Genomic DNA, 5676 nt, shown 5'->3' with positions numbered 1-5676 from the left:
GGCGAGGGTCGTCAATTGATTCGAAATATTTAAATAGTTGAATATCAGGCATGGGGGCTCCTTAAAAAGGAGTATAAGATCATACTTTTAAGTCAAGGTAAAGTTCGTGATCTTGCCCTGGTATTTCCACGGGAACTTGAATACCTCTGACGCGTTAGCTTATTTCACTTACCAGTCAAAATAAAATAAGCCATATATAGACACTCCCTTGAAGTCAAAGCGAGCTGGTTTATAGGTTCGTAAGGCGCACAACCCACAACGAGTGTGTAGACTGCCGTTCATATGGAAATGATAATAATGAAAGCTGTAACCTGAACTCAGGACAAGGCGGTAAACATTACACCAAGAATGTACAATGCATTTTCTGGCGTAAGCATTGTTTGCATTTTACTAATTAACTGACTCTAAAAACCCAGTAATAGTATTATTTATTGATACTCTCTAAAGTGCTCACATTTTTAATAAAACGGCTATAAATACAGAATAAGGAGTTCAGCTGTAAAATAATAAAAGTATTTAACTGCACGCATTAAAACGTTCAATCCATACTTAATTTTACCGCAGTAATAATTTTGAGTACCCGCCAACTAAACACTTTTCCATTGCGAGATTGGGGCTTGCTTGGCTTTGAAAACCAAATTGTTGATAAAGTGAATGAGCGTCTTTTGTTGCCAGTGTAAAACGGCGTAATGATTGCAATTCAGGGTGACTCATTACATGATCCATCAGCTTTTTACCCAGCCCTTGACCTCTAAATGGCTCTAACACAAATACATCCAGTAAATTTGCAAAAGTGGCTTGGTCAGTCACCACTCGTGCAAATGCCAATAGCTGTTTATTTTCAATTAATGCAAAGCACAGCGAGTGTGCGAACGCTTTTTCTAACCGTTCGCGACTAATGCCTTGACTCCAATAACTTCGCTCAGATAAAAACTCAAACGCTTGGGTAAATTGTTGTGGTGACAATTGGTGAGTAAATTTCATTTTATTTCCCTACTGAATGCTTGCATTGGAAAGAAAAACTAAAGGAATTGATGCCGCAAGAAACAGTGACATAACCCAATTAAAACGTTTAAAGATATTTGGCTTATTTAGAAATTGGCGCATGTATTTGCCAAAATTCACCCAAAACAAGCCTGAGCAAGCCGCGACAAGGTTAAAAATAATCACGCCCAAAATTGCAGAAGGCCAATAGGCACCTCCTGGTAAAGTAAGTGCAGTACAAAGTGTCATTAACACTGCATATGACTTAGGATTGATCAACTGAAAAAGCATGCCTTGAAAAAAATTTAAAGGCCTTGCTTGAGCATTATCACCTTTTAATTGAGAGCTACTAGCTATCTTGTATGCCAAATATAAAATATAACCACTGGCACAAAGCTGTAGAAAAAAATGCAGCTTTGGCTGTATTAAAAACAATTTACCTAATCCTAGTAGCATTGCCAAATGCATTATCGTCATGCCTACTCGAATACCCAATAAGTGCGGTAGGGTTTTGATCACGCCAAAATGTGTGCCTGAGTGAGTAAGCAAAATATTATTAGGCCCAGGCGTAATTGACGCCGCAAAACAAAATAAAATGAGAGCCGGAGCAAGCTCAAAAACAGTAGCTGTATTCATAATGATTAATTGTATTGATACAATATTGTAGTTGTTTAATAACTATTAATTGTCATACTTATGTAAAATCATCAATATTTTTATTGTTATGAATACAATTTACAAACCGGATCACACTCTATTTAGTAGTTTGTGCAAAACACAGCCAAAATATCGCGCATTAGCCGCTTTGATTGAGCATGCTATCGACAACAAAATGCTGGGTTTTGAGCAAAAATTACCAGCCCAACGACTTCTCGCTGACAGCCTAAGTGTTACACATGGTACGGTAACTCGTGCATATGCTTTACTTGAGCAACGAGGGTTGGTTACTGCAAAACTAGGGGCTGGTACCTTTGTAAGTAAAGTTATTGAGTTAAGTCATTTTGAGGGCGACACAGACTTTGCTTCAAGCATGCAACCGATGATGGGGCAACAACATGTTATGACCAATGCCCTGCAATCGCTGTCAAAGGATCAACGTGCATTAACAGATGTGATGATTTATAAACTCAATGGACTTACCTCACATCAATATTTTTTCAAACAATGGCTAGCGGATAAGGGCTTTGATTGCTTAAACCATCCGTTGATATTTACCCAAGGTGCTCAGCAAGGAATATTCACTACGTTAGCAACCTTGTGTGAAAGTGGCGATACTGTCATTGCAGAGTCAATGTGTTACCCCGGTTTTTACCTTGCGTGTCATTCGCTTAAACTTTCATTAGCGCAAGTAAACGTGCATAGCGACGGGATTGATCTTGCGCAAATTGAAGCATTGTGTAAGTCGCGTACAATCAAAGCGGTTTACATCACGCCAAACTGTCAAAATCCAACCAATATTTGCTATAGCAGTAACAATTTAAATGCCCTACTGGCGCTGAGTCGCCGATATAATTTTTTCATTATTGAAGATGACGTAAATTACTGTTTGCCAGAGTATTGGCGATTACCATTGTGGCAACAAGCACCGGATCGGGTTTTTTATATTTCAAGCTTTTCAAAATATTTTGCAGGCGGACTACGAGCCGGTTACTTATTACCTCCACGACTTTGGGAGCAACCAATTTTAAAACAAATTCATAGTGAGTGTTGGGCGGTTTCCTCAATGAATTTTGAGTTAATAATGCGCGCCATTAAAAGTAACGAATTTACTTATAATCAAACTAAGCTAGCAGATGAGATACGCTATCGTATTGAACAAATAAAAAAGCTGCTTCAAACTTATGAGATAGATGCTCAGTTTGCCAGTTTAAATGTATATATTCGCTTATCCCAGTCGCAGAATATGTTTGAGTTTTGCAGCGTATTAAAAGCGCATAAGGTAATTGTAAGGACGCTAGATTCCTTTATCCCAGAAGTTCCAGCCCTAAAAGTAGATAATCCAAATGGTGTTCGCCTCACCCTAGGCGGCCCAGCAACCCGGGCTGAGTTTGACTTAGGCATCACCCGCGTTGAAGCCGCTTTACAGCAGTTTAATCAAACATTTGAGGTAGTTATTTAAATTTTATCATTCAATAAAATCGGGGAATCATTATTCCTTTGGGTGATGTGAACTCATACTTTTTTGAGGAAATATAGTGTTTAAAGTTCTGCGAGTTCTCTATTGCTTTTGCATTTAGTTTTGCAAATTTATATGAAATTGACATGAATATCCTTTTGCCTACCCAAGCAGTTATTTACTGCTTGGGTTAAATTCCTTTAATTTTATTATGTTACTTAACTACAGATCTACCATCAAAAATGATGTGAATTTTTGCCACAGTGTTTTACCGAACTTGATCTCGCTTTCAGGCTTAATGTTATCTGCGTATTTCCATGGAAACTTGAAAATATCTGGCGGTGTTAGCTTTTTAATAGGTTTACCCATCAAAAGATTATCGAGCTGCTCTTCATCATTAAATTCTTTTCTCAACTCGTCATCTGCTTTGGACATTTCTTTTAAAAATGACTTATCAACACGATACCAAAAATACTTAGGGCGACCATTGGCTTTATCAAATTCAGCAGTGGTTTTATCAAACTCACGGTAATATTCAAATTGCGGGATATCAGCCAAAGGCTGAGTAACATTCATAAAGTTTTGTAGCAGTTCCCAATGAATAAATGCAGATGCTATCTGGTTACTAAAAGTTTGGTCATATCGCATGCTTTGCTGATAATGTAACAAAGTAAACCCACGGTATGGAAAACCGCTTTTAGGGTTATGCTGCACCCTATAATGTGCATTAAACTCTTCAAATGGGAAAATATCGAAATCTTTCGCGTTTTTAGTTGGTACCTCCACCATTCCTGTGGCACGATTAAAAATAACAGCTAGATTATATTTAAACCTAAAAAACGGCCAAATTAACCAATTAATCAATTTAGAAACTATCCAACATAATGACAGGCCCGCTAAAAATTCTAACGCAACATCAACCGCCCCTAAAGCTAAACTAAATAACGGCATAACAAACAAGAATATAACAATACAAAAATGAATTATTGCCCAAGAAAAAATGACAAAGCCAGCAATATTAGTTGCGTTTCCTGCTAATGGCATTGCTAATTCATTTTTACCTTTTGCTAAAATTGAACGTGCATATTTTTCTGCTCCAGTAATATTACCTTTGTAGCAACTGTTTTGACTATTATCAAAACAGTGGCCAAATACACCGTCTCTCGGGTAAAACGCCTGCTTACTTTGATAGCGGCAAAACATTGAATCACGTTCATCTGTTGCGATTTCATTTCTAAATTTTGCAGCTTGCTTACCGCGATAAGCGGTTTTTGCGTATTGCTCAAACATATTCAACTTCCTTATTACCGAACTGTACTATTAACTATTTTTTCTCAGTTCGGCATCACTCCTTTGTGTAAATGCTAAACAAACTAACTTCACTACCACACGGCTTCTCTATTAACTTGGCAATCTGCTGGGTCTAAATAGGGTTTTAACTCCTCAGGAAATCCGTGTTTTTCTGTTATATCTTTATCTATTTTGAAGTAGTGCTCTATTGATTGATATAAGTGTGTCCCAAGCGGGATTGATGTATCCATAAAGGTCATGGCTGTGGCGTATGCCAGTGAATCCCATTGACGATTTGAACCACCTACATAAAAAGTAGGCTTGGTAAAGCGATAATGTTTAGGGTATTTTAACGGCACCATAAGAGATACAAACACACGTGAACCACCGCGGGCTGAACCGACATTACGCTCATTTGCACCATAGCAAACAATGTCTTCGTAAGGTAAATAAAACGGTTTTCTAAACAAAGTATGAGGGGTTTTTACAAGCCCGGTATGGCGATTAAAATAAAAATTATCTCGGTGCGCTAATATTGCCCGGTGTTTCAGCATATAAAAACCAACAATAAACATAGGTGCATATATAGCAAATGGCACCCACCGATAATCCTCCCACACAAAACCAATAACAACCAAATCAACGAAAAAAAACATAACTGCAGATACCATTAGCAAGAAGCTTAGAGCAGTAAATAAATTTGACCACCCTCCAAACCATGAAATAGCCAACTGCTTACCATCGCTCTCTACCCAATGTCCCTCAAGCGTTGAGCCACTATCTGGGGATGAAAGCTTTGCTGCATATTCATCAGTAAAACGCTTACTTTTAAATGTGCGGGTTTTAAACCCGCAGCCATTGAGTGCTTCGGCTTTTTTTAATCGCGTTTCATAACTGTCTTTATGTAAATAGTCCCTTGGCAGTTGCTCTTTATATGTTGCTCTATCATCAAAATATTTACTTTCGTTTCTAGTCCGCCTCCTTATTTCGGCCACTTTCTCGGGGTTATTTTTTCTAAACTCTTCTCTTCGCACCACCGCTTCTTCATCTAACGCCAGTTGTTTGATGGTTTTATCTTTTGATCTGGTAGGGTCTCGATTTGGGTTTTCAGCGCACCACTGGTTAATCGCGTTAATACGATTTTCTCGTTTAATTTTTTCCCGTTCTTCATGAGTTAAACCGTCTTTTTGTTCAGCAAAATAGCGCTCAAGATCCTCATCACTAATAAGGTTATCAATTAAGTCATCAAGTTCGCTTGATTTCTCTGAGCTTTTATCATTACTACT

The 5676-nt window shown here is 38.0% G+C and carries 5 protein-coding genes; 1 reads left to right on the top strand and 4 read right to left on the bottom strand.

Annotation, left to right across the window (positions count from 1 at the left end):
• Positions 1-555 precede the first annotated feature (555 nt).
• Positions 556-984 (bottom strand): GNAT family N-acetyltransferase, encoded by a 429-nt coding sequence (locus tag H5186_RS22010; RefSeq protein WP_182767331.1) that lies wholly within the window; start codon positions 982-984, stop codon positions 556-558.
• Positions 985-993: 9 nt separating this feature from the next.
• Positions 994-1620: a LysE family translocator gene (locus tag H5186_RS22005; protein ID WP_145234560.1), complete on the bottom strand. Its 627-nt coding sequence runs from the start codon at positions 1618-1620 to the stop codon at positions 994-996.
• Between the two features lie 88 nt (positions 1621-1708).
• On the opposite strand from H5186_RS22005, the gene H5186_RS22000 reads away from it, so the two are divergent.
• On the top strand, positions 1709-3103 hold the full coding sequence (locus tag H5186_RS22000; protein WP_182740914.1) for a PLP-dependent aminotransferase family protein: 1395 nt from the start codon (positions 1709-1711) through the stop codon (positions 3101-3103).
• A 219-nt stretch (positions 3104-3322) separates the two neighbouring features.
• Here the strand turns inward: H5186_RS22000 and H5186_RS21995 are convergent, their stop codons facing one another.
• Together H5186_RS21995 and H5186_RS21990 are read right to left on the bottom strand one after the other, a co-directional pair.
• A complete protein-coding gene (locus H5186_RS21995; protein WP_182740913.1) occupies positions 3323-4390 on the bottom strand; it encodes a hypothetical protein in 1068 nt (355 codons plus the stop codon).
• 92 nt (positions 4391-4482) lie between these two features.
• Positions 4483-5676 (bottom strand): hypothetical protein (locus tag H5186_RS21990; protein WP_259400398.1); only part of this gene is annotated, 1194 nt, incomplete at its 5' end.

This window comes from Pseudoalteromonas sp. SG41-2 (assembly GCF_014164535.1).
GTDB lineage: Bacteria > Pseudomonadota > Gammaproteobacteria > Enterobacterales > Alteromonadaceae > Pseudoalteromonas > Pseudoalteromonas rhizosphaerae.
This window is presented reverse-complemented; position numbering and strand designations above follow the sequence as displayed.